At 60.5% G+C, this 24,644-nt stretch carries 28 protein-coding genes and 5 pseudogenes; 11 read left to right on the top strand and 22 right to left on the bottom strand.

The window, feature by feature from the left end; translation table 11 throughout:
- Window positions 1-41: 41 nt before the first annotated feature.
- The 3 genes from ACVWW6_RS12390 to ACVWW6_RS12380 form a co-directional block, all read right to left on the bottom strand.
- Entirely contained in the window at window positions 42-269 is a 228-nt protein-coding gene (locus tag ACVWW6_RS12390) for a hypothetical protein (RefSeq protein WP_028175746.1), read from the bottom strand.
- 325 nt (window positions 270-594) lie between these two features.
- Window positions 595-762, bottom strand: a complete 168-nt coding sequence (locus ACVWW6_RS12385; protein WP_166466005.1) for a hypothetical protein — start codon at window positions 760-762, stop codon at window positions 595-597.
- 186 nt (window positions 763-948) lie between these two features.
- Window positions 949-2,037 carry a DUF1236 domain-containing protein gene (locus tag ACVWW6_RS12380; protein ID WP_049832594.1) on the bottom strand — a complete coding sequence of 363 codons (1,089 nt, stop codon included), beginning with the start codon at window positions 2,035-2,037 and terminating at the stop codon, window positions 949-951.
- A gap of 222 nt (window positions 2,038-2,259) precedes the next feature.
- Here ACVWW6_RS12380 and ACVWW6_RS12375 point away from each other — a divergent pair, with 222 nt between their 5' ends.
- Window positions 2,260-2,487: a hypothetical protein gene (locus tag ACVWW6_RS12375; RefSeq protein WP_011090370.1), complete on the top strand. Its 228-nt coding sequence runs from the start codon at window positions 2,260-2,262 to the stop codon at window positions 2,485-2,487.
- A 251-nt stretch (window positions 2,488-2,738) separates the two neighbouring features.
- Here the strand turns inward: ACVWW6_RS12375 and ACVWW6_RS12370 are convergent, their stop codons facing one another.
- The 5 genes from ACVWW6_RS12370 to ACVWW6_RS12350 form a co-directional block, all read right to left on the bottom strand.
- Window positions 2,739-3,248, bottom strand: coding sequence for a PRC-barrel domain-containing protein (locus tag ACVWW6_RS12370; protein ID WP_011090371.1), 510 nt, complete (start codon window positions 3,246-3,248; stop codon window positions 2,739-2,741).
- 381 nt (window positions 3,249-3,629) lie between these two features.
- Window positions 3,630-4,763: a glycosyltransferase family 4 protein gene (locus ACVWW6_RS12365; RefSeq protein ID WP_456680789.1), complete on the bottom strand. Its 1,134-nt coding sequence runs from the start codon at window positions 4,761-4,763 to the stop codon at window positions 3,630-3,632.
- A gap of 131 nt (window positions 4,764-4,894) precedes the next feature.
- On the bottom strand, window positions 4,895-5,104 hold the full coding sequence (locus tag ACVWW6_RS12360) for a hypothetical protein (protein WP_028175743.1): 210 nt from the start codon (window positions 5,102-5,104) through the stop codon (window positions 4,895-4,897).
- A 106-nt stretch (window positions 5,105-5,210) separates the two neighbouring features.
- Entirely contained in the window at window positions 5,211-5,615 is a 405-nt protein-coding gene (locus tag ACVWW6_RS12355) for a hypothetical protein (RefSeq protein ID WP_038967338.1), read from the bottom strand.
- A 17-nt stretch (window positions 5,616-5,632) separates the two neighbouring features.
- On the bottom strand, window positions 5,633-5,833 hold the full coding sequence (locus ACVWW6_RS12350; RefSeq protein ID WP_028175742.1) for a hypothetical protein: 201 nt from the start codon (window positions 5,831-5,833) through the stop codon (window positions 5,633-5,635).
- A gap of 307 nt (window positions 5,834-6,140) precedes the next feature.
- On the opposite strand from ACVWW6_RS12350, the gene ACVWW6_RS12345 reads away from it, so the two are divergent.
- Window positions 6,141-6,551 carry a hypothetical protein gene (locus tag ACVWW6_RS12345; RefSeq protein WP_028175741.1) on the top strand — a complete coding sequence of 137 codons (411 nt, stop codon included), beginning with the start codon at window positions 6,141-6,143 and terminating at the stop codon, window positions 6,549-6,551.
- 1,160 nt (window positions 6,552-7,711) lie between these two features.
- On the opposite strand, the gene ACVWW6_RS12340 is transcribed toward ACVWW6_RS12345, so the two are convergent.
- Together ACVWW6_RS12340 and ACVWW6_RS12335 are read right to left on the bottom strand one after the other, a co-directional pair.
- Window positions 7,712-8,227, bottom strand: coding sequence for an inorganic diphosphatase (locus tag ACVWW6_RS12340; RefSeq protein ID WP_011090374.1), 516 nt, complete (start codon window positions 8,225-8,227; stop codon window positions 7,712-7,714).
- Between the two features lie 80 nt (window positions 8,228-8,307).
- Window positions 8,308-8,823, bottom strand: coding sequence for a YciE/YciF ferroxidase family protein (locus tag ACVWW6_RS12335; protein ID WP_011090375.1), 516 nt, complete (start codon window positions 8,821-8,823; stop codon window positions 8,308-8,310).
- A 207-nt stretch (window positions 8,824-9,030) separates the two neighbouring features.
- On the opposite strand from ACVWW6_RS12335, the gene ACVWW6_RS12330 reads away from it, so the two are divergent.
- From ACVWW6_RS12330 to ACVWW6_RS12310, 5 genes are all read left to right on the top strand, one after another.
- Window positions 9,031-10,536: an FAD-dependent oxidoreductase gene (locus tag ACVWW6_RS12330; protein WP_404524178.1), complete on the top strand. Its 1,506-nt coding sequence runs from the start codon at window positions 9,031-9,033 to the stop codon at window positions 10,534-10,536.
- Entirely contained in the window at window positions 10,455-11,825 is a 1,371-nt protein-coding gene (locus tag ACVWW6_RS12325) for an NAD(P)/FAD-dependent oxidoreductase (protein ID WP_011090377.1), read from the top strand. Before ACVWW6_RS12330 ends, ACVWW6_RS12325 begins: the two co-directional genes overlap by 82 nt.
- Before the next feature lie 393 nt (window positions 11,826-12,218).
- Complete coding sequence (locus ACVWW6_RS12320; RefSeq protein WP_011090378.1) at window positions 12,219-12,575, top strand: PRC-barrel domain-containing protein; 357 nt, start codon at window positions 12,219-12,221, stop codon at window positions 12,573-12,575.
- Window positions 12,576-13,129: 554 nt separating this feature from the next.
- On the top strand, window positions 13,130-13,432 hold the full coding sequence (locus ACVWW6_RS12315; RefSeq protein ID WP_028154436.1) for a hypothetical protein: 303 nt from the start codon (window positions 13,130-13,132) through the stop codon (window positions 13,430-13,432).
- Window positions 13,422-14,027, top strand: a complete 606-nt coding sequence (locus ACVWW6_RS12310; RefSeq protein ID WP_011090380.1) for a hypothetical protein — start codon at window positions 13,422-13,424, stop codon at window positions 14,025-14,027. The genes ACVWW6_RS12315 and ACVWW6_RS12310 overlap by 11 nt, the downstream gene beginning before the upstream one ends.
- A gap of 144 nt (window positions 14,028-14,171) precedes the next feature.
- On the opposite strand, the pseudogene ACVWW6_RS12305 reads toward ACVWW6_RS12310, so the two are convergent.
- Window positions 14,172-14,495, bottom strand: a pseudogene (locus tag ACVWW6_RS12305) (DJ-1/PfpI family protein); the annotation flags it as partial.
- 142 nt (window positions 14,496-14,637) lie between these two features.
- Here ACVWW6_RS12305 and ACVWW6_RS12300 point away from each other — a divergent pair.
- A pseudogene (locus ACVWW6_RS12300) lies at window positions 14,638-15,404 on the top strand (SDR family NAD(P)-dependent oxidoreductase).
- 22 nt (window positions 15,405-15,426) lie between these two features.
- Here the strand turns inward: ACVWW6_RS12300 and ACVWW6_RS12295 are convergent.
- The 3 genes and pseudogenes from ACVWW6_RS12295 to ACVWW6_RS12285 all read right to left on the bottom strand — a co-directional run bounded on the left by ACVWW6_RS12295 (window position 15,427) and on the right by ACVWW6_RS12285 (window position 17,085).
- Entirely contained in the window at window positions 15,427-16,074 is a 648-nt protein-coding gene (locus ACVWW6_RS12295; protein ID WP_456683152.1) for an HAD family hydrolase, read from the bottom strand.
- A 194-nt stretch (window positions 16,075-16,268) separates the two neighbouring features.
- Window positions 16,269-16,646 (bottom strand): annotated as a pseudogene (locus tag ACVWW6_RS12290) (response regulator).
- Window positions 16,647-16,723: 77 nt separating this feature from the next.
- Window positions 16,724-17,085: pseudogene (locus tag ACVWW6_RS12285) on the bottom strand (PRC-barrel domain-containing protein).
- Window positions 17,086-17,189: 104 nt separating this feature from the next.
- Here ACVWW6_RS12285 and ACVWW6_RS12280 point away from each other — a divergent pair.
- On the top strand, window positions 17,190-17,378 hold the full coding sequence (locus tag ACVWW6_RS12280; RefSeq protein WP_039184865.1) for a hypothetical protein: 189 nt from the start codon (window positions 17,190-17,192) through the stop codon (window positions 17,376-17,378).
- A gap of 366 nt (window positions 17,379-17,744) precedes the next feature.
- On the opposite strand, the gene ACVWW6_RS12275 is transcribed toward ACVWW6_RS12280, so the two are convergent.
- The 7 genes and pseudogenes from ACVWW6_RS12275 to ACVWW6_RS12245 form a co-directional block, all read right to left on the bottom strand.
- On the bottom strand, window positions 17,745-18,320 hold the full coding sequence (locus ACVWW6_RS12275) for a hypothetical protein (protein ID WP_028175772.1): 576 nt from the start codon (window positions 18,318-18,320) through the stop codon (window positions 17,745-17,747).
- A gap of 582 nt (window positions 18,321-18,902) precedes the next feature.
- Window positions 18,903-19,055: pseudogene (locus tag ACVWW6_RS12270) on the bottom strand (DUF1259 domain-containing protein); the annotation flags it as partial.
- A complete protein-coding gene (locus tag ACVWW6_RS12265) occupies window positions 19,028-19,195 on the bottom strand; it encodes a DUF1259 domain-containing protein (RefSeq protein ID WP_236845275.1) in 168 nt (55 codons plus the stop codon). The gene ACVWW6_RS12265 and the pseudogene ACVWW6_RS12270, both read right to left, overlap by 28 nt.
- A gap of 70 nt (window positions 19,196-19,265) precedes the next feature.
- Window positions 19,266-19,451, bottom strand: coding sequence for a hypothetical protein (locus ACVWW6_RS12260; protein ID WP_231166525.1), 186 nt, complete (start codon window positions 19,449-19,451; stop codon window positions 19,266-19,268).
- 723 nt (window positions 19,452-20,174) lie between these two features.
- Window positions 20,175-20,315 (bottom strand): hypothetical protein, encoded by a 141-nt coding sequence (locus ACVWW6_RS12255; protein WP_166466004.1) that lies wholly within the window; start codon window positions 20,313-20,315, stop codon window positions 20,175-20,177.
- Between the two features lie 302 nt (window positions 20,316-20,617).
- Entirely contained in the window at window positions 20,618-20,839 is a 222-nt protein-coding gene (locus tag ACVWW6_RS12250) for a hypothetical protein (protein WP_028175774.1), read from the bottom strand.
- Between the two features lie 796 nt (window positions 20,840-21,635).
- Window positions 21,636-22,298, bottom strand: a complete 663-nt coding sequence (locus ACVWW6_RS12245) for a phytochelatin synthase family protein (protein ID WP_011090390.1) — start codon at window positions 22,296-22,298, stop codon at window positions 21,636-21,638.
- Between the two features lie 87 nt (window positions 22,299-22,385).
- Between ACVWW6_RS12245 and ACVWW6_RS12240 the strand changes: the two genes are divergently transcribed.
- Both ACVWW6_RS12240 and ACVWW6_RS12235 read left to right on the top strand, forming a co-directional pair.
- On the top strand, window positions 22,386-22,730 hold the full coding sequence (locus tag ACVWW6_RS12240; RefSeq protein ID WP_231166526.1) for a hypothetical protein: 345 nt from the start codon (window positions 22,386-22,388) through the stop codon (window positions 22,728-22,730).
- A 368-nt stretch (window positions 22,731-23,098) separates the two neighbouring features.
- A complete protein-coding gene (locus tag ACVWW6_RS12235) occupies window positions 23,099-23,308 on the top strand; it encodes a hypothetical protein (protein ID WP_456683151.1) in 210 nt (69 codons plus the stop codon).
- A gap of 283 nt (window positions 23,309-23,591) precedes the next feature.
- Here the strand turns inward: ACVWW6_RS12235 and ACVWW6_RS12230 are convergent, their stop codons facing one another.
- Window positions 23,592-23,828: a hypothetical protein gene (locus tag ACVWW6_RS12230; protein WP_049832599.1), complete on the bottom strand. Its 237-nt coding sequence runs from the start codon at window positions 23,826-23,828 to the stop codon at window positions 23,592-23,594.
- Between the last annotated feature and the right edge of the window lie 816 nt (window positions 23,829-24,644).

Below are 24,644 nucleotides of genomic sequence, written 5' to 3'. Positions count from 1 at the left end.
AGGATCCGCAGCTTGGGCGCACCATGCCCTTTGCCGCGTAATCACCCTTTGGGCAGGCCCAGTTCCTCTACGGCCCGAACGCAGATTTCGGAGGGGTCCTTGAGGCCCGTCTGACCGATCTCGATGATCTTCTTGGCGATCAACTCGGTGAGAGGGTCGTTCCGATCCTGTACGCCAATCGAACGCAGCGCCTCTTCGTAAGCTCTCGAAAGCCGCGTGATCTCTTCGGGCCCCAGAGGCGAGTTTTGAAGTATCCGGTAGATGACCAATTGTTATCCCTCTACAGGGCGCAGCGTAGCACTGATCTGCTGAGGGAGCATTGCATCTTAGCAGCAAATCTTAACTTCCGTAGTCTGCGCTTGCTACGTTCAGGGAGTTTGCAGGCGGCCGGCGGCGAAGAAAGGCGTCGCAGAGGAGAACGGGGACCTCCGCGCGTTTCCTGGGCGACTGGACTCGAAACGTCTCTGGGACGCGGAAGGAACGATAGCTCGAATTGGCCTCAGCTCACACCCCGGCCCCCGAGCTGGGGCTTTCGGTTGTCGGGTGTCGAGAGGAGGCTAGTGTTGAGGTAGCGTGTAACGGCCCGGTCCTTAGCTATCCGTCGGCTCTGCTCCGAGAGTCCTTGGACCCGAGAAGCTTCAGCGCCGTATCGATCTTGGCGAGGAGCGCCTGGATTTCGGCGCGCTCGTTCGCGCCGGGTCCGGCTTCAAGCCGCGCCAGCAATTGCTCTTTCTGTCCCAGCAGCTTCGCAAGAGCGGACATCCGATCACCGCAATGTCGACCGTATCGAAAGGGCCGCTCGGAGAGCGGCCCTTTCTTGGTAACCGGCTACGGGTTGCCGAAGCTGAAGCCGCTGAGCGGGGCGGCGCTCGCAGCCGATCCCAAAAGGGAGGCGGCGAGCATTCCCAGTGCAATGATCTTCATGAATGTTCTCCTTCCTTGGCGAAATCAGTCGATCTCTTCGATGATGCGACGTTCCTGCGGTTCGACGATGTAGGTTCGGCTATCCCGGTGAATGTATCGGTACTCCCGCAGGCTCGGCGCCTCGCGATAGACCTCGTCGGGGAAGGCATCGATTTCCACGCCGTCCGGTAGGCGCTCGCCCCGGCGGATCTCAGTTCGCACTGTGCTGCCGGTCGTTTGCCGCTCGCGCTCGACGGGACGCGCCTTGACGTGCTTGCGGATCACCTCGCGATCACGATCGCTGAACGTGGTCTTCCGCTGCTCGGTGCGCGCCGGAGCGGCCGCCGTGGACCGGCCCGAGTACGGCAGGACCGCGACGATCTTGTAGCTGGAGGGCTCCACGATCACGACTTCGTCCTTCACCAGGACGAAGTTGTAGCCCCGGTACTGGGGCACGATCTCGACGACCTCCGCCGGCAGCGGCTGCAGACGGACATCCCGCGGCACGGCAGTGCCCACGGACAACGAGAAATTCACGTTGTTGAGGGGCTGCACGTTGAGGTGCGAAATCGACGTGCTGATCCGTGTCCGCTGCTGATCATTGATGTTCACCGAGGCATTCACGTTCGTGTTCGACGAACGATCGGCCGTATTCTGCTGGGTGCTCGGCTGCTCGGCCGTGTTCGTCGAGTTACTACCCGTCGGAGACTGCGCCTGACTGGCGCCCGAAGCTGGCGGGTTCGCGCTCTGCGCCCGGTTGTCCGTAGGCGGGTTGGTCTGCGTCTGGTCCGAAGGCGCATTGGTCTGGTTGGAGGGCTGGCTGGTCTGCGCCTGATTGGTCGAGTTGTTCGAGGTGGGCGCCTGCGTGGTGTTGGTGCCCGTACCGGAATTGGTCGTTTGGCCTGCAGCGCTCTGGCCGGTCGATGACGGAGACTGCGTCTGGGCCGAATTGGTCGAAGGATTGGTCTGCGCGGATCCCGAAGGTGTTGAAGAGGACGGCGTCGTCGAGGTGGAATCCGGCTGACGCTGCGTAGTTGACGGATTGGAGTTCGACGTGCTCGGAGAAGATTGCGCAAGAGCCGAAGTCGCGATCGCGACAGCAGCCGTCGTAGCCAAGAATAAACGCTTGTCCATCTGAACCTCCTAAATGCGGATGTCGATCAACCTCCGATGCGGCACGCGGTTCCTTTTCGGGAAAACCCGGCAGCTCTCGTGGCGGCGGGAGGTGATCGGTAGACCCAAGATCGCGGTTGTGCCGAAATGGCGCTGGGGCGCTGCAGCCGCGAACAAACGGAACTTCAGTCAAACCACGCCGTTGGCAGTGACTACTTACGAATAATTTGAGGAGGACACACCATGAAGAAGCTGATTGTGTGCGGCGCGCTTGCCGCTTTCGCCCTCGGCACGCAGGCCGCCAGCGCCGCCGAGTTCTACATCGTGCGCGACGCGACCACAAAGAAGTGCACTGTCGTCGACACCAAGCCGACCACTACGACCACGACGGTGGTGGGCAACGGCGTCTACAAGACCAAGGTCGAGGCCGAATCCGCGGTGAAGACCACCAAGGTGTGCACCGAACAGTAAATATCGCGGGCTTCAGGCGGCCACTCGGAAGCGTTCGGACAGCAATTGGAGGAAATGCCCGTACTCATTTTGTGGGCCGTTCCTGCCGTCCTCGTTATTGGCGGCCTCGGCTATTTCTTAATTCACATGCACTGAACGACGACCCGCCCGATGATCCGGGCGGGTCTTTTTTTCCCGACAACCGTCGGTGGCTCACGGCGGACAAAAAAGGGCCCCGTGATGGGGCCCTCATCTCTGAACTCTCGTCCCATTTAGTTGTAATCTGAGTATTTGAACTGCGGGAGCGCCTTCAATTGCTCCTTGTTGCCACTCATGACGGCGTGGTCAGGGACCCAATCGTTCGTGCTGCGGTTCGTGGTGGTTGTCGCTGCGGCGCCGGTGGTGGTGTCGCGCGACGTGGTCGAGGTGCTGCTCGAACTGGTCCGGACCGGCTCTTCGACGAACTTCAGCTTGTCCATCGAGACGGCGATGTCGTGCTCACCCATCCCCAAAAAACCGCCGATGCCGATCACCACCGCGTTGATCTTACCGCTCTTGTCGACGAGCAGCTCGTTGATGTCGCCGAGCTTCTCGTTGGCCTCGTTGTAGACGTTCAGGCCCATGAGCTTCGAGGCGCGCCAATTTCCCTTGAGCGCGATCTTCGCATCGGCCGAGTGGGTGGCCGCCGGCGCGGCGCGATCGGCCGGCTGAGTGGTTTGCGCGTACGCAGCGCCGCCGATCACAGCAGTGCCAAGCAGAGCGACGGCGAGAAAGCTTTTCATCGATTATCTCCTCCAACGTGAGCCAACATCCGTACAGATGCCGGCGCCAACGCCCGGGGCTGCCACTTGTTCCTGAATTGACTCTTGTTCAGAACGGTGCTCGCGAAGGATTCGATCCGCGCTGCGGACGCCGGTGCGCTACCGACGTTCGGTGGTAACAAGCCGGACGGGAATGCGCTTACCGTCGGAGCGGAGGCAGGCTTCCGAGAAATGCGGCCAAACCTGCTTCGAACAGACTTCCGCTTCCTTCGTGGAATCGCTTGCCGGCTGGACCTGCGGCTGCGGAGGAGGCGCCTCATCCGCAAGAGCCGCCGTCGTTGCGAGCAGAACGAAAGCTGCCGTTGCGTAAATAATGGTTTTCATGTGTCCTCGATCGCCAACTCAACGACCAAAGTCCGAAGCCGTTCCGACAGGTCGGGAAGACTGTGCTGCCCCTTTCGCGAATCCTTCGTCTCCTCCAGGTATCTGAACACTCTCGGCTGCGCGGACTCCGCGATCGACCAACTCGCGATATCGGATCTCGTACTCCCTCGCCATCCGGCTCGCGGCGAAGCGCTCCTCGAACCGGGCGCGGACTGCTCTTCTGTCCAGCCGGCCCAGTTCGTTCACCGCCGCGATCGCCTGCTCCTCGTTGTCGACGATAAAGCCGGTCACGCCGTCTTCCACCACTTCGGGCACCGAGCCCCACCGGTAAGCGATCACAGGCGTCCCACACGCCATCGCTTCGATCATGACGAGCCCGAAGGGCTCCGGCCAATTGATCGGAAACAGCAACGCGGCGGCCCCGGCGAGGAAGGGCTGCTTCCTGATTTCGTCCACCTCGCCGACGAGCCGGATCTCTTCACCATCGATGTTCGGTTCGAGCTTCTTCTTGAAGTAGGCCGTCTCCGCGCGAGGAATCTTGGCGGCGACCCGCAGCGGCATCCGCGCGGCCCGCGCGATACGTATGGCGGCTTCCGGTCCCTTGTCTGCCGTCAGCCGCCCGAGAAAAGCCAGGTACGAACCATGGTCGTAAGAGGGCCGAAACAGGTCCTTGGGCATGCCGTGCTGGATCGTTGCGATCCAGTTCGCATCCGGAAGCGGCCGACGCTGGTTGTCGGAAATCGAGACGAAGCCCGCGTTCGGAAAGGCCCCGATCACCTTCGATAGACCGGGAAGGTCGAGGCGGCCGTGCATCGTCGTGAGGAAAGGCACCCCGGTCCGGCTGAGCACAGGAAGTGGCAACCAGTCGACGTAGGAGTGGATCACGTCGAAGTCGCTCGCGCGCTCGGCAATGGCTTCTATCAGCAACGCGCAGGCGGCGCTCGGGTCCGCGCCCCTCCGGCCCAGGCGCAGTGCGCGCGGCCACACCGGGTGGAGCTTTCCCTTCGTCTTCGAATCTCCGCTCGCGAACAGGGTGACGTCGTGTCCGAGCTCGACCAGTTCGTCCATCAGCCAGGCGATCACCCGCTCCGTGCCACCATACAGCTTTGGAGGAACGCTCTCGGCCAACGGAGCAAGCTGGGCAATCCGCATCGGCTAGGCCCCGAGCACGAACCGCAGGACCGTCACGATAGTCGCGGAAATGAGGGATGAAATCGCGAGCATTGTCCAACTCGGCCTTGTGCTTCCGCGAGCCACGCGTGCGGCGAGCATTTTCATCCCCGTCAACATTCGTCTTCGGGAAGCCGGTGCAGGTAGGCTATCCCGAAGCTGGCGAGTTCTTCGGCATCGCTCTCTCGCTCATCCCCTCTCCTTTGCAGGTGGCGCTCGAGCAGGCAGCGACGGCTGTCCTGTGCATCGACGTCGGGGTGCCTCGCCCGGTACACCGTCCAGGCGGTCTCCGCGGCCCTCATCAAGGCGACTTCGTCGACCATCTTCACCTCCGGCGACCGCACCAATCGCAGGCAACTCAAGAGGGTTCGGAAAGTTTCTAGTTTTTCCCGAAGCCTCGAAATACCGGCGGAGATCCGCGAGGAGGAGTCAGGAGGCCCTCCCTCGCGCCCGCTCGCGGGCGGCTCGGCGGCGTTGCAGTCGGTTGCTTCGGCCGGACGTTGTGGAGGCGTGAGGTCGGGGCGCGGGGGCTAGAGATGAAGGTTCGGCTCCGAGGCCTTCGCTTGTGGGCTCCAGTTCGCGAGGCCGCGCTTCCATGAATTCCAGCACTACCCGGCCCTTCTCGGTTATGCGCCAGCCACCGTTCAGTCGCTCGACCAGTCCCTGCGAGAAGATATCCAGATCCGGCACGCGCGCGGCCAGGCGCTTGGTGCGCTCTACCCAGTCACGTCCGCTCGTCGCAAGGATCGCCATGTCGCGCTTGAGGTCCGCCATGACTGCGAATCCATCGGGATAGCTCACGAGGATCTTGAGCACGGTGACCTGGAAGTTCACGCCCCGGCTCCCTTCCGCTACCGCCACATCGTCGGTGCGTCGTGGAGAGCCTCGCAGCCGACCTGCTTTAGTCTCTCGCGCGAAGTGTCGCCGTTCGTGGCGGCTTCCAGAATCCTGGATGCCACAAAGCTGCGTGCGCCGGTCTCATAGCGCGAGACGTCTGCGCAGACTTCGTCGAGAACGGCGCGCAGAAGCGCGGTCGTTGCCGGATAGAACATGGGAGGCCCCAAAAGGAGAAATAATCGTAGCGCAATCGCGGGGGCGCCGAAATCAACAGTGTTAAGCGCCCCAATATCTGGCCAAGTCTACACTCGAAGTCCAGCTCGGCAAGCTCCGAAAAGTCGCCGCACCGCACGCGGATTGAACCGGTCTTCGGTCGAAATGTTTGTGTTCCAAGCTCGAAACTCTCAAGTGACGACGTCCCGGCGCCGAGCACCATTGCCTCTCGGCACCGGGGCAACCAGCAACCATTGCCTATTTTTCCCGTTGTCTGGCCGGGCCAGAAACGTGGAGAGGAGGAATCCGATGAAGAAGATTGCAATGGTGGCGGCGACGGTCGGCGCTCTCGGTCTCGGCTCGATCGCGGCGACGTCGCCCGCCGAGGCTCATTGGCGAGGTGGCTGGGGACCGGGTATAGCCGGCGGCCTGATCGCCGGCGCGGTGATCGGCGGGCTTGCCTCCTCGGCGTATGCCTGGGGGCCGGGCTACTACGACTACGGTCCGGGCTACTACGGCGCCGGATACTATGGCGGACCCTACGCCTATGACTATGGGTACGATGCGCCCTACCGCTGGGGCGGCGGCTACGCCACGACCTACTACACCGCGCCGGTGTCCTATGGCTACCGGTACCGCCGCGTCGTCCGGCCCGCCTACGCCTATTACCGCGGCGCCTATCCGGTCGTGCGGCACCACTGGCATCATCACCACTGGTGATACGGCGCCGTCCCTTGAGGCCCCCGTCAGGCCGCGCTCCGAACGGGCGCGGCCTTCGTGGAGCAGGATATTGCAGGTCACCACCATCCGCCGGTGAAGAAGTCGTGCCGGCCGAACGCCAGCCGTGGTTCGGCTGGCCTCCTCACGGATTTTCGTCCACCGCTTCGCCTGCGGGCGAACTTCTGCGCGTTTGCGCGCCGGCGGCTCTTTCTTGGCGTCGGACGGCGGTGCTGCAGGCATCGAGGCCATCGCCTCTCCCACTGATTGCTCCGGTTCTTCCGGCATGGGATCAGCCTCCGCGCGATCTTCGGAACATCGGTGCGCAGGCGCGTGTCGAAGCTTTGCCTCCAACTCCAGACAAACCGCTGCATCGGACTAACCGACGCGATGGGCCAACATGATGTTCGACGCACTTTTCGCGCGCACCGAAACAATATCCATCGTTATCGTCGGCTAACGGTGCAACTCACGAGCAACATGCGCTCTCCCTCGCAGAAGCTTGGGGACATTCTGCCATTAGGTCAACGCTTCTGTATTTTCCGAATCGACAGTTCATGGTGGGTCAGCCACGCGCGACGTTCCGGGGTGTAGGAGTGAGCCAGTTTCTGTCGACGCTTCTGCTAGTTACCGCGGTAATTTTGACCGTCTGCTTTGGAGTGGCGGCCTGGCGCCTCTCTGACGAGAAGGACATCGACGTCACTGGCCAAATTCCGCGCCAGTCCTATGGCTGGAAACCGACATCGAGGAATTGAGCGGGCCGCACCGCGATCTGCTCTGGAGCAAGCCACTTTCAGAGTACGCCCTCCATCAGATGTGCAAGCGTCTCTTGATCCCGCTGCCGATCCGCGGGCATTTCAAGAAGCGGCCGCCAAGGCCGCCATTGGACGGAGACCCGATAAGGGACCGACTCGACGAGTACGACGTGATAGGCCCGTCGGCGTGGTTCGCCCCACGCAGATGCAAAATCCCCAGCGCGCGAACGCTGGGGTGGCCGCATCCATTAATGATCGAGATGCGGCCGCGAAGATCGAGGCGCTGGCTGAGGAATATAAGAGGCGCGCTGGGGCGCTCAGCGCTTCCAAAGAGGCGGAAGCACACAAAGGATTCGGACGAGCCCTGACTGCAGCCAGTATCAGACTGCGTTCAGCAAGCCTACGCCTCTAGCGGGCCAGACGCCGGATTGCCTTAGCCGCCCGGCGTGGACCATGCCATCCGAGAAATTCCAGCTCCTTGTTCTCAAGCGCATTCGTCGCCCGAAAGAATTGTTCAAGGTCGTCGCGCGCGCGGGAAGGCAGTTTGCGGACGTCCTTGATATCCGTTTCGAGCGGTGATCGGTCAGGCACCGCAAACACGCGGTCGTTTCGTTCCTTCTTGCCCTTGCTTTTCTGTTCGACCTCAAGAATGCCAACTGGACGACAGCGCAGCACGACACCGGGGTATGTCTGCGCGTCATGCAGGATCAGCACATCCAGCGGATCGCCGTCCTCGGCTTTCGTCGAGGGAATGAAGCCCCAGTCGTAGGGATAGGTCAGACCTGCCATCAGCGGCTTCGCCAGGGCAAAAACGCCAAGCTTGGGATCGAAATCAAGTTTGCACGAGCTGCCCCGCGGCGTTTCGACCACGGCGAAGATATTATCGTCGTCGGCCCAACTCGGCAATTTCGTCAGATCGGTCATCGCAACAGTCGATCACGCATTTCGCACCGACAACGGGGACGGGCCCGACGAAATCGCGTCGGTCAGGCCCCCTGCTGACATCACGCGGCGGTGGACGCTTTCTTGTTGACGCCCTTGCGCAGTGCGACGGTATTGAGCTTGGTGTTCGCCGCCTTCTCTTCGTTCAGATTTGTGGTCAAAAATCGCACGATATCGTCGTGGCCAAGTTCTTCCGCCCAGGCAATCAGCGTACCGTAACGGCATATCTCGTAATGCTCGACGGCCTGCGCGTTCGCGACAATCGCCGCGTCAAGCACCGTCTTATCTTCGATCTCGCCAGCCGTCTCGTTCGCTTCTTTGATCAGACCGTCGATAGCGGGACATTGCGTGCCGCTCGGCCCCTTGCCCAGCTTCTCAAAAGCCTTTTCGAGACGCTCGATCTGCTTGTTAGTTTCTTCCAAATGGTTCTTGAGGCCCGCCACCAGATCGCGGTTGGTCGCCTTCTCGATCATTTTCGGGAGCGCCTTTATGATCTGCTGCTCGGAGTAATAAATGTCCTGCAAGCCGTGTAGGAGCAAGTCATCCATTGTTTTGAGGTCTTTTGTGAAGAATCCCATAGCTTCCCTCCTCATTCTTAAGGCATGGGAACGCGCGCTTGCGAACCTTGTTCCTCCGCGGCTCCGTCCAGCGGCCGCCCAAGGACCCCCTCGCGTCTTCGGGATTGACGATTCGCGCTGCGGGGGAACGGAGTTGCGGCGGCCGGCCGCGTGGCAAGAAGGAACTCTAGCATCAAGCCGGTGTTTTGCTTTTTTGCGGAGTTTTGCATGGTCAGCACCTCGCTATGGATGGATACCGAGATATTGCCGGAGGCGAGTGCGCTCAAAGGTGATGTGCATTGCGATGTAGCCGTTGTCGGCTCGGGGATTGCCGGTCTGTCGACCGCCTACGAGCTCTCCAAGCGTGATCAGTCGGTGATTGTCATCGACCGTAAGGGCATCGCGAGCGGTATGACGGCGCGCACCTCGGCGCATCTTGCGCCGCTTTGCGATGATCTGATGAGTGAATTCAGGAAGCTGCGTGGCCCGGAAATCGCAAAGCTGTTCTACGAAAGTCAGGCGGCGGCCGTCGATCGTATCGAGGAAATCCAGGCGAGCGAAACCATCGCCTGTGACTTTCGGCGTCTCGATGGGTATCTCTTTCAGGGCCACGGCATGCCGGCCGATGTGCTCGATGAGGAGCTGGAAGCGGTGCGCGAAGTCGGTGCCCCCGTCCATCGGCTGGTCGGCGTTCCTCTCAAGGGATGTGAGAACCGTCATGTGCTTTGCTATCCGCGCCAGGCGACCTTCCACCCCCTCAAATATCTTGCCGGCGTGGCCGCAGTTTGCCAGACTCACGGCGTCCGCTTCTTCGCTAACAGTCCGGTCGAAGAGGTTGCGCAAGGAGATGGCGACGTTACGCTCCGAACCGCACAAGGGCAGATTACGGCCGGTAACGCCGTGATCGCGACCAACGCCTCAATTACCGACCGCTATCAACTGCATTCCAAAGTCGCTCCCTACCGCACCTACGTGCTCGCTTTCGCGATTGCACGGGGCGAACTCCCCGACGCGCTCTATTGGGATACCGAGGATCCCTATCACTATGTGCGGCTGCAACTAGGTTCCGACGATCATGACGTCGTCCTTATCGGCGGCGAAGACCACAAGAGCGGTGAAGCAAATGACGCCGAGAAGCGCTTTGCCAAATTGGAGAGCTGGGCGCGCGAATTGATCCCGGGCCTTGGCAGGGTCACACACCGCTGGTCCGGCCAGGTTCTCGATACCATTGACTATGCCGGCTTCATCGGCCGCGAGCCTGGCAGCGAACGCATCTACCTCGCGATGGGGGATTCCGGCCAAGGGCTGACCCATGGCGTGATGGGCGCGATGCTGAACACGTCCCTTATTCTCGGCGAGCACAACCCCTGGAGTGCTGTATATGCGCCTGGCCGCACACCACTTGCGGCCGCCAGGAATTTCTTGCGCGAGAACCTGACCATCCTACAAAACCTTGCCGAGTATGTGGCACCGGGTGAAATTGCCTCCCTTGAGAAGATTGAGCCGGGTGAGGGCGCCATCCTACGGCGGGGCTTCGAAAAGATTGCCGCCTACAGGGACAAGGCCGGCGAACTGCACCTTCATTCGGCAAGCTGCACGCATATCGGTTGTCATCTGCACTGGAACAGCTTCGAGACCTGCTGGGACTGTCCATGCCACGGCTCGATCTTTGCGCCAAACGGACAACCGATCAATGCACCAGCCGTGTCCGCCTTGCGACCCGTAAAGGTCTAACGAAACTGCTTCTATGCTCTCGGGAGAGTTCCATCTTTAAGGACGAAGACATCGAGCAAGATGATCTGCGCAGCTCCCGCACCCCTTGGGCGGCCCTGCCTCCCCCACCGATAAAGCCTATCGCCGACAGCTTTCGTTGCGATGCTCTGGTAATCGGCGCCGGCATAACGGGTGCTCTGGTGGCCGAACGCCTGACACGGCAAGGTCGTCAGGTGGTCATCATCGATCGCGAGCTTCCCAGCCTCGGCAGCACAGTTGCGAGCACCGCGATGCTGCTCTGGGAGACCGACCGTCCTCTCTTTGAACTCGCGCAGCTCTATAACTTCGAGAAAGCGGTCCGCTGCTATCGGGCTAGCCACCATGCCGCGCGGGGCTTACTTGCCCTGGTCACCGATCACGGAATTGCCTGCCAGATGCGGCCACGTCTTTCGCTTTATTTGGCCGTCGATGACAGTCCGAAGCTTGTTCGGAATGAATATGCCCTGAGGAGCCGCGCTGATCTGCCGACACTGTTTCTCGATCGTGTCGAGCTGCTCAACCGCTTCGGCATCGCGCGGGCAGGCGCCCTTTTGTCAAGGGACGCAGCCGACGCCGATCCGGTGCGACTCACACGTGGCCTACTTGATGTCTCTCTCCAACGCGGCGCCCGCCTCCTGAAGGCCAACGCGGTTGCCTACGACAGCGCGGCGTCAACTGTGACCGTCGGCCTTGAAAACGGGCTTTCGATCGAAGCGCGCCATGTCGTGCTCGCGACCGGCTATGTGATGCCGAATATTGTGGGCTCCACATCGAACCAGCCAGCCTCCAGCTGGGCAATCGCGACCCGACGTCGGCCGAACGCTCTGTGGCCCGAGCAAGCGCTGATCTGGGAAGCGACCCGCAACTATCACTATGCGCGCACTACGCCGGATGGCCGCGTCATCTTTGGTGGCGAAGATGATGATGCCATCATCGATCCCGAAGCTCGCGCTGCCGCGACGCCGGCAAAGGTAAGAGCGCTCAAGGAGCGCCTGAAGGCGCTTTGGCCCCGCGCATCCACCGAGGTGGCCTTCACCTGGTCCGGCGCGTTCGATACCACCCGTGACGGGTTGCCGCTGATTGGCGCTGTGCCCGGCTACAGGAATATCCTTGCCGCCTTCGGCTATGGCGGCAACGGGATTACCTTTAGCTTCCTCGCGGCGGAACTGCTGGGCACGCTGCTTTCAGGAGGCTCTTCGCCCCTGCTCGACGTTCTTGCGCTCGACCGCGATCTCCCAGCTAACGACGCGCCATCAGATAGCCAAGCATGAAGGCGACGAGCAGCGACGGCAGTGGGGCCTCCCGGACCACATCACGCAGAAAGGCGCGCGCCCGGCCGGGCGGTTGCCCCTCTTCCAAACTCTGCCGCACACGAGACCGAATTGGACCCTGGAAGCCATTTCGTGCCTCCTCGCGGGGGCGTGCGTCGTTGTGCTGCAATTTCTGCTGGGACCGTAGGATTGACGACTTACGGCGCGCCGGAGAGGACCGCGCGCAGGGACGCGATGGTTTCAGCTTCGAATATCGTGAATTCCGGCGCGCCAGCGCGGTGCTCCCGCCGGTGCGGCGAACAGGTCGGCGGCCACACGCGCTGAGAAATCGCAGGAACGAGCACCTGCCGATCTCACTTGTCTTGCATCAATCTTTTCAGGAGGAGGACGACGATGGAAACGGAAAGACGTGAAACGGGAACGCTGATCGGCAGCGACAAGGTCGAAGGCACGGCGGTATACGGCGCGGGTGACCAGAAGATTGGGTCGATCGAGCGCGTGATGATCGACAAGGTGAGCGGGCAGGTGTCGTATGCGGTTCTCGGCTTCGGCGGGTTCTTAGGCATCGGCGACGACCACTACCCGCTGCCATGGCAGTCACTGAAGTACGACACGAACCTTGGCGGGTATCGGACCAATCTCAGCGCCGACAGGCTGCAAGGAGCGCCGCACTACGGCAACGATAACGACTGGAATTGGGACGACCCAACGCGAGCGAGAGCGGTGAACGACTACTATTCCGGCTTCTAGCCTTGCCGGCGGTCGAGGCCCTTTGTCGCGAGCGCGCTTCCGGCTGGTGCCGCACGCGAAGTTGAAATGGGTCAAGGCGAAGCAAGGCCAGACTTGGAGTTGTACCGAGTGGCGTTAGCACTCACGTGCTCTTACGGTTGTGGGGCCCGGCGCCTAAGCCCTCCGGGTCCCGCTTCTAGAGTGCTCGAGCCATCGGACGGCCTCAGCGAGCTTTCTGTCCATCTGCGCGCGGGATCCTGGAGCGGATTGATTCCATCGCGGTATGCGCAGGCATGCCGGTCGCGCCCGGCCTTGCCGGGTTCGCTGTTCATTGGGTCGGCGAAAGCTGCGATGCTTCGCGAGCGCGGCGAAACGCAACGAAATTGGCAAAATCCGCGAAATCTGTGCGGCTAATACGCATGCCCCCGTATACCATAGCGACTCAATCATGTTGACAGCCATTCCGCATTATCGCGGCCAGCACCCCGATGGCGGCCGTTGTATCCGCACCCCGATGGAACCTACAGGCTTTTCCGATCTTGAACCGAATATTTCCAAACGACGGGAGGAGCGTCATGCCTCGTGGCGACAAGTCAAGTTACACCGACAAGCAGAAGCGACAGGCCGAGCATATCGAGGAAGGCTATGAACACCGTGGCGTCCCGGAGAAGGAAGCCGAGCGGCGCGCCTGGGCGACCGTAAACAAGGAGACCCACGGCGGGAAGAAGAGCGGCTCGGGTCGAGGCACTGAGGAAGACCATTCGCCGTCCCGCAAAGGTGGCAGATTGGGCGGCGCGGCGTCGGCCAAGCGGCCGGCATCGGAGCGTTCGAGGTCCGCCAAAAAGGCGGCCAAGACCAGAAAACGACGTGCTGCGTAAAGTCATCGAAAGGGAAGACGGGTCTCGAAGCCGTCTTTTCCTTGGAGCGTTTGTACTCCTCACGGCGCTGATCTATGGCGTCCTCAGCTATCACTATCCAAACCGCGCGTTGGATCGCGTGGCCGAAAAAGTTACGCGCGAGAGGTACCGAAGGAACGAAACCTGGCGCGACGCGATCGGGACTTCGATATTGGCTAGGACGCGCTCCAAATCCGCGGCGCTCTACCGAATAGTCGTCGAAGCTTATCGCCTGTTCTCAAAAATCTCCGGCAGGGCGATAGGCCAGCCAGCGACCTCACGCTGGACGGCTCAACCCAAGTTCCATGTTCAAGGTGACCTCATCGTCAAACACCCATCCTCATCATCGAACAACCATGGAGTCCCTTATGTCGCTGTCACCTTCCCGAGCCCCGCAACGACACTGCGCGAGATGCGCGGGTCCATCATCAAGGACGCGGACAAGACGGAGGTGCGAACCGCGATCACGAGCATGGTGAAGGCGGCACGCTGGATCTTCCGACCTCTCCGAGAGACATTGACCACGACGACTAACCGTTTCGCGGGCGACGTCAGAGCCCATCCTGGAATGGCCTAATCTGACGCCGACAAACTCGTCACGTCTTTCATGTCCCGATATCGATCAGCGCTATGCCTATATCTGGCTTCTTCCTCCGCCTGAGATGAGCTGGCGTGTCCGCGACGACCAACTCGAGCGTCGGTCGAACCTTTCCTTCGAGAAGATGCCCGCGACGACCTTCTTGGCATCGAAGATATCCTTGATGAAAAGCGCCTTGGGCTCGACTCGCAGAAGATCCGGATTGATCTGCCCGCCGGGCAACACAATCGCGTCGTAGTCGGGGGCCGATGCCTCCTCGAGCGCCTTGTCGACCTTCACCGGCCGCCCCCAATCCTTCTTGTCCCAGCCTTTGATCTCGCCGGCGGCGAGCGAGACGACATCGACCGTTGCGCCAGCCTTCTTCAAGCGATCCTGCGATACTTCCAACTCGGCCCGCTCGAAGCCGTTCGTGGCGAGAATGGCGATCCTTTTGCCGGTCAGATCCATGGGTCCAATCCTTCGTTTCGGGGTTTTGTCCAACAATCGATCGTCTCGAACATCGTTCCTGAAGAGATAGCTCGGTCGAGAGTTAGGATTCGACCGCCGAGACGACGGTTATCAGGGGTTAGAAGCAGCAGGAGCGCCTCGCATCGCTGGCAGGTTCAATGGCAAAGTCGTCATCGTCACAGGAGCAGCTTCCGGCATCGGAGAAGCGACAGCTCGCCGCTTCGTTACAGAGGCCACGAAGGCAGCCCTCGTCGACCGCAATAGAGCCTTACTGGAAGAAGTCGCCAAGAGTCTGCCCGCCGACCAGGTGATGGTCCAAGCCACCGACGTGTCGGACTCGAGCGCCATCGACGAAATGGTCGCGGCGGTTGTCGACCGCTTCGGACGGCTGGACGTTGTCGTAAACAACGCGGGCGTCCATGAAGGGGGCGCCCCCGCTTCCATCACCGACAAGAAATGGCGGACGGTAATGTCGACTGACGTCGACGGCGTGTTCTATGGCTGCCGCGCGGCACTGCCCACCTTGAAAAGACCAGGGGCTCGATCGTGAACAGGGTGTCAGTCTCCGGGACCGATGGCGATTGGGGCATGAGCCCCTACAACGCGGCGAAGGGCGCCGTCGTCAATCTGACGCGCGCCCTTGCCCTGGACCTCGGCAAGAAGGGCATCCGCGTGAACGCGGTCTGTCCTAGCCTGACGCGTACGGGCATTACGGAAGACATGATGGACGACAAGGAACTGCTCGCGAAGTTCGCCGAGCGGATTCCGTTGGGCCGCGTCTGCGAACCAGAGGAAGTTGCCGCCGTGATTGCGTTCCTGGCAAGCGAAGACGCGAGCTTCATGACCGGCGCCAACGTAGCGGTGGACGGGGGCGTATCCGCCTCCAATGGGCAACCGCCGCAGGAATAGCCGTAGAGCGCCGGTCGCGGTCCTATTTTGTGAGCGCTGTATCGCCGAACCGAGCGTAAAGGGTGCCTGGACCGGGGTACACTTCGACGCACCCAGCTTCCCGCAGCGAGTTTTCGGTGAATCCGCCGCAGAGGACGCCGATGGCCGAGACGCCCGCCTTGCGGGCCGCGATAGCATCGTAGGGCGTGTCGCCGATCGCGACCGCTTCAGACCCCTTGATGCCAAGCTTCTTCAGCACGACTTCGAAGATGTCCGGGGCCGGTTTGGATTCATCGACGTCTTCGGAGGACGTAGCGACGTCTACCAGATCGGAGATGGCAGCGATGTCGAGGTACTTCTTGAGTTCGTCCTCCTTCGCCGAGGATGCTACAGCGATGCGGAGACCGGCCTCGCGGACGCGCTGCAGGAGTTGTGAGACCGCCGAGAAGGGACGGATGAGCGGTAGATAAGTCGACTTGAAGCGGTTGCCGCGCCACTCCTCCAAATGCTTGCCGTGTTCTCGCTGCTGTTCATCGGACAGAAAAACCGGGATGAGCTTATCCCCGCCCTTCCCGATCTGGCTGCGCACCTGCTCGAGGGTGACGTCGTGACCAAATTCCACCATCGCTTCCTGCCAGGCGAGCGCGTGGAGATCTACCGAGTCCAGAAGCGTGCCGTCGAGATCGAAAATGCTGCTTTAGGCAATTCGCTGTCCTCCATGTCCATCACGACCAAGCGATGCGCACCAATCCGCTAGAGCGTGTTCTTCGCTATGCGCCGGTTGAGCATGCTCGGCCAAGGCATCGCCACTACGCGGATCCGCCGGCGACCATTGCGGGCTTGATCGAAGGATCGGAGTTTCACAACGATCCCGGTTCGACCCGGCTAGGCCCGGGTATCCAGTAGCTGCGAGACGGCGGCAGCCAATTGCGCCGGCGCAAAGGGCTTCTCAATCAGGAGGCTGCCATCGACGCCCTGCGATTTCCAGTCTGGCGCGCTGGCGCTCGTCATGTAGACCACAGGAAACCCAGGCGTGATTTCCCTGATTTGCCGCGCCAGCTACCATCCGCTGATGCCGTCACCCAGGTTGACGTCCGTCAGCAGCGCCCGACACTGCTCCCGGCCGTCCCGAAAGGTGGACATCGCCGCCTCTCCCGAATGGACCGAGCAGGCCTCGAAGCCGCCGTCCGACAAGGCGTCCTCGATGAAGCTGCAGATCAGAGCTTCATCCTCGACCACGAGAACACGAAGGGCATTGCTCACTTTTCAAGTCTCCTTTGCGACCGGGGCCGATCCTGTCCCGTCACGGCGGGTGCGTTCGGCCGCGAGTGGCCCGCCGCTCAAGCCACCGGAACACCGTAGTAGGCATTCACGGAGCGCGCGGCGCGGGATCGCTCCAATTCCAACTGCTCTCGTCGGCGTATTTGGGGGCGCTGCGAAGCTGGTCCTGGGTAATGCCGGTGACGTAGCCCGCGAGGTTGGTGTCGTACTTCAGCGCCTGCCAAGGCAGCGGATAGTGAACGTCGCCGATGCCGAGCAGGCCGCCGAAGCTCAGCACCGCGTGCGATACCTTGCCGCTGACCTTGTCGATCATGACGCGCTCGATGTAGCCGACCTTTTCGCCGTCGGCCCCGTAGACATTCGTACCCTCGACGTTGTCGCTTCCGATCAGGCTGAAGGTCTCACGATCTTCCATGGCCATATTGACCTCCCGAATGTTGTCTTCTGGAGTCAACGGGAGGACGATGGCGCCGTTCCTGGCTGAAAGCCTCGGTGGCCCTAGTTTTGGATGAGCGGAGTTCGAGCATGGAACTGACCGAGCTGGAGCGCGAATTTCTGAGGAAGCTGCTCGGCGAATCCTGGGTCAGCCCGCCGATGTTCGACCATGAGATCGTGGCCCGGCTGGTGGAGCTCGGTCTCGTGGAAACCGAACCGCTTCCATCCGGCGATATCGAATACCGGATCACTGACGCGGGGCGAGCGGCGGCCGCGTAAACGCGATTCGGGAATCCCAGGTTCCGTTCCCGGCTGAACGATCGATCGGATGACCTCGGCCGCAACGCTTTGCCTGCAAGCGCGGCCCAGGTCCAAGGTTCCTGCGAGGCAGCGGAATGCCGCGGCGGCACCCTGGAGCCTCAAGTTCGGAGGAACGATAATCGTCGTATCCAGGATCCTGCAGAACTTAGCCATCGGCCGAGGCCGCCTCACAGGTTAGAGAAACGCCCCCGAATCGTCGAAGTTGGCATCGCGTCCGGCATGTAACGAGAAGCTCCGACAACTGCCGCCGCGGCCTCGCCAGGTCCCTCCGGAGCGGCGTTGTGCCAGTCTTACTCGACGACGAAAAACGTGCGTGGATGGAGCTTACGTCAGCGTCCAAACTCGTCCGTAGTGCGAGGGAATGTCCAGCCAGACCTGCTGCAGCGCAGGAACATTCTTCAGATCTAGAGCGACCCCATGCAGCTCTTCGACGTAGTTGCCGGCCTTAGGAAACCAGAACGGAACGGTCCGGTCGGTGTCGCCGAAATTAGTGGCGATCAAGGTGTACTGGGCGCCGTCGTGACGCGCGAACAGCAGGATGCCGAACTGCTGATACCGATCCCAATCATTGAAGAAGAAGTATGTGCCTTGACGAATGTGGTCTCTCTGCCGCCGAATGCGCAGCAACCTGCGCACCAGGCTCACGATCGGCCGGCCTGACTCATCGTAGAAAAAGTCCCAACGCATGGGCCGCAGCAGCGATACCCGGCCCATTCCGAAATCGGGCAAAAAATAGTTCTCCGCAAACTCCTCGCCTTGCCAGAGCATCGGAATGCCTTTGCTCATCAGCAGACAGATCAAATAGGGCTGCAGCAGGTACCGGCGCCTGCGGTCGCCCTCCGCGAACAGTGGATTGCCTGCTTCGTCCGGATCCATCTTCCTCGAAGCCGTCGACGCCATGACCCCTGCTCGTCGTTCAGGAAGGGCATCATCATGCTCAACAACGAGGATCGCGGATGCTTCGTGAAGACCGCACGTCGTTACACGCGCGTGTGCAGCCCCGGCAAACTTGAATTGCTATCCTCCTCCTCACCGACTTCGCCCACGTGGCTGACGAGATCGCGGCCGGCGAAGCCTACGGCAACATGACCCGCTGCGGCGGGCTATTTTGGGAGGCGTTCGCGGCTTGCGTTCTCGACGCGGATTGGTGATGGGAGACCAGCAAACGGCAGCGATAGTGAACGGTCGCCGCGCGGGTACGGTCTTCCCATGCCGCAGTGGTAATGCGTCCTATGTGCAGGAATCTCTGGAATAATACGGTGCAGTTGCGGTTCAGGAAGTCGCACGTTGAAGTGGTGAGAAACGTACATACGTGGCCTTCATTGCGGCAGGACCACTGGAGCGGGCAGACATCGCAGGGTCGCAGCGTTAAGCAAGGGATTGCGAGATGCGCGCTGATCGCGTTGAGCCGCTTCGCCGCGCCGCCGTAGTTGTTCTGAAGCTCGGAACTCGGCCTCGGTCTTGCGACCTCTGCCTCAACTCTTCGTTGCTGGCCGTCTTATCGAGTGCCGCGCAAGCCTTCTGCGAGCTTGACCGCATCATATTCGCCCAGAAGTGCAGGAAGAAAAGCCGTGGCTGCTTGTCCAGCATGCGGCTATGAAGCGCGGTCACATCGATGCCGTGGGAACGTAGCGCTTGACGGGGTCGCCATGTCCGGCGACGTGCATGTAGAACGTCGCAGGGCTCGCGCGCAGGGGATGGTTGTGCACGGCGGTGTACGGTGGCGGACCACCAGCCGGTCTTTCGCGCCGCAAGCGATCATCCCAGTATAACATTTGCCTCCCGAGCCATCGCCGCCTCCTTAGTTATTGCGGCGTCGAGGAGGGCTAATGTCGCGCTGCCGCTTCAATTTGGTGCGCCGTGACTGATTTCGTGCCGCGTGTCTGTCCTGCCAACGCTACCCTGATCAGCAGGATCATAATCCGCTTGCAGGACTTGAGGAGTTTCACGCGCGATCAGAAGCTGTTTCCGCATTTCGGCGAGGCGGGCGCGGCAATATTCGCGGTAGAGCAAGTCGAATATGGCGGGCATGGATACCCCCATCGTTTGAGTATCGCTAGAGATAACTTCCACCACGGATTCGGATAATCGTTGCCCCGGCGATGGCTGTCCGATGTGACCATTTACAGGCCGAGCCAATTCAAAAACTCAAAGGACGATTGGCTGGCTTGCAGGTCGGTGCAAAAGGAACAGGGCTGATTACCTAAAAAAGATTATAGCAGCCTTCTGTTTCCGCATAACTTCGTCAAACAACTTAAGAGCGCTGCTCCGCGAATAAATATCCAACTACAGCGCGAAATAACTTACCACTGGATGCAAGTACCCTTGGCTGCAACGCCGCCTGTTAGCCTCCGGACCGAAGCAAGAATGGATCGACCGAGGCAGCTAGTCGGTCTGCCACTTGCATCTTAGGCGTGGACCGCCCTTCGGTGGGCAGCGAGCCGATGGAATTGATTGCCAGCCCAGCACCAGCGGCAAGAACAGCTATCACAATCGCAGAAAGATATTTTATCCTCATGGCGATCCTCCATCGCTGACGACAAGGCAATTGTGTTCGCTCAAAATTGGTTCCGCTGCGGGCGCTCCGAAAGAGTTCCACAGCGAAAAGAAACGGCGACGGTGATGAGAGGGTACGTCGGGGCCGTGGCCATTCCACATATGACAGTGCTAATGGCTAGATGCCCTTCGCCCTTTCACGGTAACTGGACCCGCTTGCGAGCGATTGGCCACCGCATTTCTGGCTGCGGCGACCGACTACTCGTGATCCGCTCGCAGAGCCGCCTCCAATTCTGCAACGATGTCGAGCAACAGGCCCAGTGCAAGCGGATTAGTGACGTCGCGCTCCATCATGCGGTAGCGCATGATCTGATCTTGAAGCTCCTCGTCGTCGTTCATAACGCGCCCCGCAATTGACGCGAACGAGGTCCATGGTTGCGTGGACGGTCAAAAAGTTTGGCCGGAATTGAGGCGTCCACCCGGCCAACCGCCATACGCGGATCTCTCAGAACATTCCGATCAAGGCGAAAAGCGCAACCTCGATTAGGACAGTGAGGCCCATGATGCCGACAGTGAGAATTGCTTCGCCCGGTGGTAGAGGGGTCATAGCGTGCCTCGCATATTGCGAAGCCCCGAAGCCCAATAGCCAACCCGCCGAAGTCGGGAATGTTTCAGGTCCAAGCGCGTTAGCCACAAGATGCCTAACGCATCTCGAGTTCCTTGATCGCCAAAGCCGCAATTTCTGCCGGGGCGAAGACCTCCGTTTGCGCGATCTTGATTATCTTGCTCGCGACCATTTCCGTGAGCGGATCGTCGCGGTCTTGGACACAAAGCGTATGGAGTGCCTGCTCGTAAGCTGCCGTGATGCGGCTGACCATTTCCGGCTTTAAATTGGCGGTTTGTAATCGCAGGTAGGTAGACACTTCTTGCCTCCCCAAGCCCACGCGGGAGAGCAGGATAGCACGCGAACCCCGTTGGCGATTGAAAACTTCGGAAGCTCGGAGCAGCGGTATCAGCGCGAAGCTGGGATCAAGGTGGCATCTCGCACGTTACTACGGCGGCGGCAGGATATCCGTGCATGGCAAGGAGGCGGTGCACGTCAAGGCTAACGGTGGCAGCCATGGCAGATACCCCTTCGACCGCGCCCGTGGTCCATCCGCCAAATTTAGATCATCCGGATCATCGCCGGGCGATCTGCAACGAGATTGGTGAGCGACTTCGCGGCACCCTCACGGACGATCTCACCCCGCTACCATTGCGACTGCAAGGCATGGTGGAGCGGCTGACCGACTTGGATGGCGACGCCCCATCGGCCGCGCCGGATCGCCGGAGCGGTGCGCCATCCCGGCTACTCTCGAAATTTGTGTCAGCGCTTTCGCGGGCTCTCCGAAAGGGCCCTTGAAGTGCGGGGACGTGAGACCGCACCTTTTCGGCGCATTTCACCCGGACGATTTTCGAATTTAGTTTGCTAGAGTGCGCCACTCGCGCGTTTCCAAGTGAGGGCTGTGTGGGACGCGACCGCGTGCGTAAATCGCGGTAAACGGCCCGCTGGCATTTACCGGACCCACGTCCCACGCGGCGGCGCATCCCGCAATCCTAGAGCATGCACTCATTATGAGCGGCTGGCCGACTGATGTCCGGTCAACCCCCAACAGTGGCTGAAGAGCGAACATTCCCCGAGGTCGCAGATGGGCCCAATAGGCGACATGCAGTGGGATATTACTCTATCAACAGCAGCCCCCGCTTCTTATCGCCGTCGAGCGTATTTACAGCGTCGAACAGCCGCTTCCGCTCGACCAGCCATGGCTGGAAGTTGAAATTGACATCGAGCACGAAAACGAGGTCCTCGGCTTCGAAATAGCCCCCAATTGGGGAGTGATGTCCGCTACCAGCACCAAAAATTCGAGCGCGATCGAAATTCACGATGTAGCGTCGGCCCGGATCGTTAGCGCGACGGAGATGCTCCAGAAACTGGTTCTCGCTGAGATCGCGTAAGACCGTGACTTTCCGGCTCGTGTTGGTCTGGGCGACTTTGGCCAGCTCGTCGAGCGTGAGACCCATGATGCACACGCCTGTCCAGCAGCTCCATGTACCGGCCAACACCTTGCCCTCCGTCCGTGCCGCCTCGCCAAGCGACCGGTAGGCATTCGCAACAGCTGCAGGTCCGCAGCGAGAGCCATTTGACTGCCAGTCAACGTGTCTTTGGAATGTGGCTGCCACGGGCAGGTGCCACGCACGCTCCATAAGCTCCGGAGCACGTGTTACCGATGACGCTATGGCGTCTGATGGCACGTGCGATTGACCGACCACCAGGGCACCGGCACAAACCAGACCCACGGCGATAACCGTGCTGCTGATACTGGCGTAGCGCCATCGCTTCATGGATCAGAACCTTAGCGGCAATGACGACATTGGCCGGCAAGATTATGTTTTCAAGCCAACTGGCGAGAGATATTGTGTGAGCGTCCCATGGGGGCAACAGCTGCTCTCGATGGCGGCAGTCAGCCAGTCCCGGATCCCCGCAACGCCCGAGCTGAAGGCGCACCTCGACAAGCTAAAGAAACGAAGGCCGGCGCGCTGATGATGCTGACGCCGACAGGAAGGGCTTACACCAAGCGCTATTTCAACGAGCACTGGCGTAAGGACTGCGACAAGGTCGACGCGATCAATGCTGAAACCGCGGCCAACGGCAAAAACGCCGAATACGTCAAAACGGCGGACCTTAATTTCCACGAGAACCGCGGCACGGCCGCGACGCTGCTCGCCGAAGCCGGCGCCGGAGATCGCCGAGGCGCTATGCTGGAGCGTCGATAAGGCGCAGAAGGTGATTGATCTGTACCTCGCGCGTCGCGGCGTGCTGGCCGCGAATGCGATCAGGAAACTCGAAGACTACCGGGACAGAACGACGCCCTCGTGAAACTTGGGTGCGATCGATCTTCAAAGAATTACAGGAACTTAGGAAACAGTGGGTCCTTCTCACGTTGTTGAGCAAACAACCTGAGGAGGAAAGCATGCGTCGAATCGCACTTGCAGCAATCGTTCTTGCTGCTGGCTTGACGCCAGTGGTGGCTCAACAGACCTCGCCAAACATGCAAAACGAAGCCGATAAGGGCATCAAAACTCAGAACTCCGGCGCGTCGGGTTACGTCGGTGAGCAGGACAGACCAGGTTCCGCAGCGCAAATCCCGGGCAGTAGCTCAGGTCGCGCCGATTCCACGACAACAGCACCTAGCGCTCAAAATTCCGGAACAGGGATTGCCGGAGCACCGGGTGGTAAAAGCGGCCCCTCTCCAAAAGGTACTGTCGGTCAGAACATGTCGACTCAGCAACAGGACTCATCGAATATCAAAGGTCTGCCGGGAAACAAGAGCGGCCCGCCCGCTAAACGTTGACGGCTCGTTGCTCAAGACGCGTGGCGTAATCGCCACGCGTCTTGATCGCTCTTAGACCTGTAAATTGTCGGTCATGCCGGGCGGCAGCTCATCTGGCTGCGACCGTCCCGTCAGAAGCTCCTTCTCGGCTTCATACCAGAAGGCATCCACGTCCCCGTTTGGCTCGCCAGCACGCCCAAGCTCGTTGGCACGAATACGAATGTCATCCTGACTTAAGTTGGGCGTCGTTTGCTCCTACGTACTGGGTGCAAACCTTGGCTCCAGACGCTCTCGCTGTTGATATTCAGTGTCGCTGGAGAGCGTATCGACGTTTTAATCTTTCGGTTGTCGTCCGAGCAGCATAATCGATGCGGTCAATGTCGGCGCCGTCGGCCGCAGTAACGTTCAAACGCCAATTCATAGTGCTCGGGTTATCTTCATCGCATTCAACTTCGACCGCGATAACCAGTTCGCCGCCCGAAAAGCTCCGGATCTCCTGCAGCGCTATCAACTCCAGGTTTTTCCTTGACACACTGATCATTGCGAGGCTCGCGCGCCCATTTCTCAACCAACACGCAACGTTCTTGCCTCGTTCCTAAAATGCGAAAAAGTCACCATGCCGTCTTGTCGCAGACCGAGACAAAGAAAGCGGGTCTAGCCTGGCCCGGCATTGTGTCTTTGCGGTTGAGACAGCCAGGGGTCGGCTGTTCACTTTCTGACTTGAGCCCATTGCGGGGACGGTACTTCTGCCAAGGAACGATGGCCGTCGGTTCGTAGCTGCGGCGCATAGTCCACTAAGACCGGCCCCGCTGGGCTCCAAAGGAGTGCCCCTTTTGGGCAGTCATCTTTTCCACTTCACCGGCGTAAATTGGAACTCGCCCATCGGGCTGGCTCGCCCCTTCCAGCCCCAATCCGTGAGGCAGGCGGCCCTACCGCGCGATCAGCGAGGCGGGGTTGCTGCGCGTCATACACTCGCGGATGAGGAATGAGGACACCGCCTTTCGCAGGGCGCTGGCCTGCTTCAACCCATAGCGTCAAGAACTTGGATCCAGCGAACGGATTGCGAACGCAAGTGTATTCATCAGCGGAACGCGGTTCCGGGCTAAGGCGAGCTTATTTATTGACATTACCAAGCTGGTTGGTCGGCGCTTGGTGATGAAAGCCGGTTGGATTCCCGCCTGCCCAGCAAGCGAGGGTGCCGTGATCGAACAACCTCACTTCGACCCTTACTCGATCTTAGCACGCATCTGTTTTGCCGTCGCCGTCGTCGGTGGCGTAGCGCTCATTGCGAAGGCGATCATGAGTATCTGTTTCATGTAGGCATAGTCGCCTTTTGGGTCAAACTCGGAAGTCGGCG

It is taken from the genome of Bradyrhizobium sp. USDA 3311, from assembly GCF_054062495.1.
This window is presented reverse-complemented; position numbering and strand designations above follow the sequence as displayed.

What these genes read in the sequence shown, in the direction of transcription:
- ACVWW6_RS12265 (WP_236845275.1), bottom strand. Translation starts at nt 19,195, where the DNA reads ATGTTATACTGGGATGATCGCTTGCGGCGCGAAAGACCGGCTGGTGGT.
- ACVWW6_RS12260 (WP_231166525.1), bottom strand. Translation starts at nt 19,451, where the DNA reads ATGCCCGCCATATTCGACTTGCTCTACCGCGAATATTGCCGCGCCCGC.
- ACVWW6_RS12375 (WP_011090370.1), top strand. Translation starts at nt 2,260, where the DNA reads ATGAAGAAGCTGATTGTGTGCGGCGCGCTTGCCGCTTTCGCCCTCGGC.
- ACVWW6_RS12230 (WP_049832599.1), bottom strand. Translation starts at nt 23,828, where the DNA reads ATGATCAGTGTGTCAAGGAAAAACCTGGAGTTGATAGCGCTGCAGGAG.
- ACVWW6_RS12360 (WP_028175743.1), bottom strand. Translation starts at nt 5,104, where the DNA reads ATGGTCGACGAAGTCGCCTTGATGAGGGCCGCGGAGACCGCCTGGACG.
- ACVWW6_RS12340 (WP_011090374.1), bottom strand. Translation starts at nt 8,227, where the DNA reads ATGACCGATCTGACGAAATTGCCGAGTTGGGCCGACGACGATAATATC.
- ACVWW6_RS12385 (WP_166466005.1), bottom strand. Translation starts at nt 762, where the DNA reads ATGTCCGCTCTTGCGAAGCTGCTGGGACAGAAAGAGCAATTGCTGGCG.
- ACVWW6_RS12380 (WP_049832594.1), bottom strand. Translation starts at nt 2,037, where the DNA reads ATGGACAAGCGTTTATTCTTGGCTACGACGGCTGCTGTCGCGATCGCG.
- ACVWW6_RS12240 (WP_231166526.1), top strand. Translation starts at nt 22,386, where the DNA reads ATGGGGGCAACAGCTGCTCTCGATGGCGGCAGTCAGCCAGTCCCGGAT.
- ACVWW6_RS12345 (WP_028175741.1), top strand. Translation starts at nt 6,141, where the DNA reads ATGAAGAAGATTGCAATGGTGGCGGCGACGGTCGGCGCTCTCGGTCTC.
- ACVWW6_RS12280 (WP_039184865.1), top strand. Translation starts at nt 17,190, where the DNA reads ATGGAACTGACCGAGCTGGAGCGCGAATTTCTGAGGAAGCTGCTCGGC.
- ACVWW6_RS12320 (WP_011090378.1), top strand. Translation starts at nt 12,219, where the DNA reads ATGGAAACGGAAAGACGTGAAACGGGAACGCTGATCGGCAGCGACAAG.
- ACVWW6_RS12330 (WP_404524178.1), top strand. Translation starts at nt 9,031, where the DNA reads ATGGTCAGCACCTCGCTATGGATGGATACCGAGATATTGCCGGAGGCG.
- ACVWW6_RS12370 (WP_011090371.1), bottom strand. Translation starts at nt 3,248, where the DNA reads ATGAAAAGCTTTCTCGCCGTCGCTCTGCTTGGCACTGCTGTGATCGGC.
- ACVWW6_RS12335 (WP_011090375.1), bottom strand. Translation starts at nt 8,823, where the DNA reads ATGGGATTCTTCACAAAAGACCTCAAAACAATGGATGACTTGCTCCTA.
- ACVWW6_RS12350 (WP_028175742.1), bottom strand. Translation starts at nt 5,833, where the DNA reads ATGTTCTATCCGGCAACGACCGCGCTTCTGCGCGCCGTTCTCGACGAA.
- ACVWW6_RS12255 (WP_166466004.1), bottom strand. Translation starts at nt 20,315, where the DNA reads ATGAACGACGACGAGGAGCTTCAAGATCAGATCATGCGCTACCGCATG.
- ACVWW6_RS12315 (WP_028154436.1), top strand. Translation starts at nt 13,130, where the DNA reads ATGCCTCGTGGCGACAAGTCAAGTTACACCGACAAGCAGAAGCGACAG.
- ACVWW6_RS12365 (WP_456680789.1), bottom strand. Translation starts at nt 4,763, where the DNA reads ATGCGGATTGCCCAGCTTGCTCCGTTGGCCGAGAGCGTTCCTCCAAAG.
- ACVWW6_RS12275 (WP_028175772.1), bottom strand. Translation starts at nt 18,320, where the DNA reads ATGGCGTCGACGGCTTCGAGGAAGATGGATCCGGACGAAGCAGGCAAT.
- ACVWW6_RS12325 (WP_011090377.1), top strand. Translation starts at nt 10,455, where the DNA reads ATGCCACGGCTCGATCTTTGCGCCAAACGGACAACCGATCAATGCACC.
- ACVWW6_RS12245 (WP_011090390.1), bottom strand. Translation starts at nt 22,298, where the DNA reads ATGAAGCGATGGCGCTACGCCAGTATCAGCAGCACGGTTATCGCCGTG.